The following is a 1,114-nucleotide window of genomic DNA, read 5'->3' on the forward strand; positions in this document are numbered from 1 at the left end:
CAAATACCCACGGGCCACACCCGGACCGCCCACATACATCTCACCGGGAACACCCACCGGCACCAACTCACCGAACCGGTCAAGGAGATACACCCGCAGGTCACTCAGCGGATAGCCGACACGGTTGGCAGCGGCGAGGTCGAAGTCCTCTTCACCGATGCGGTAATAGGTGGTGTGCACCGTGGTCTCGGTGATGCCGTACATGTTCACCAGACGCGGAGCATCAAGGCCCAGCCGGTCCGTCCACGGACGCAGCTCACCGACCTCGAGCTTCTCACCCGCGAAAATCACCGCACGCAGCGACAACCGCCCGACACGGGGATCGTCCTGACCCGCCGCAGCCACCAGCGAACGAAACGCCGTCGGCGTCTGCGACAACACCGTCACCCCGCGCTCCACCAGCAGGTCCAGGAACTCCTCCGGCGAACGCGTCACCTCCCGCGGCACCACCACCAGGGTCCCGCCATGGAACAGCGCACCCCACATCTCGAACACCGACACATCGAAGGCGTACGAGTGGAACATCGTCCACACATCACCCTCGCCGAAGCCGTAATGCTCCTGCGCCGTCTCCAACAGCCGCACCACCTGCGTGTGCGCCAGCGTCACACCCTTCGGCCGGCCCGTCGAACCCGACGTATAAATCACATACACGACGTTGTCCGGCGCCACCGACACCACAGGCGCAGACTCCGGACGGGACGCGATCGCCTCCGCATCCCGGTCCAGCACCACGAGTTCACCGTCGAAGACCTCGTCCAGCACCGGCACCAGCCCGCCGGACGTCACCACCACCCGCGCACCCGCATCCGCCAGCACGAACCCGAACCGGTCCGCCGGGTTCGCCGGGTCCAACGGCAGATAACCCGCACCCGCCTTCAGCACACCCAGCAGCGTCGGCATCAGATCCGGCCCACGCTCCAGACACACACCCACCAGCGACTCCGGACCCACACCCAAGCCCCGCAGATGATGCGCCAATTGATTCGCCCGCGCATCCAACTCCGCATACGTCAGCGACACACCACCCGCAACCACCGCCACCGCATCCGGCGACAGCACAGCACGCTCCGCGAAAATCTCATGCACACACCGATCCACCACACCCGACGGA

The 1,114-nt window shown here is 65.8% G+C and carries 1 protein-coding gene; it reads right to left on the reverse strand.

The features are described 5' to 3' along the window. Nucleotides 1-1,089 (reverse strand): amino acid adenylation domain-containing protein (locus ACZ7M7_RS45020; protein WP_472127659.1); only part of this gene is annotated, 1,089 nt, incomplete at its 3' end. Nucleotides 1,090-1,114 lie beyond the last annotated feature (25 nt).

It is taken from the genome of Streptomyces sp. NPDC111606 (genome assembly GCF_055656945.1).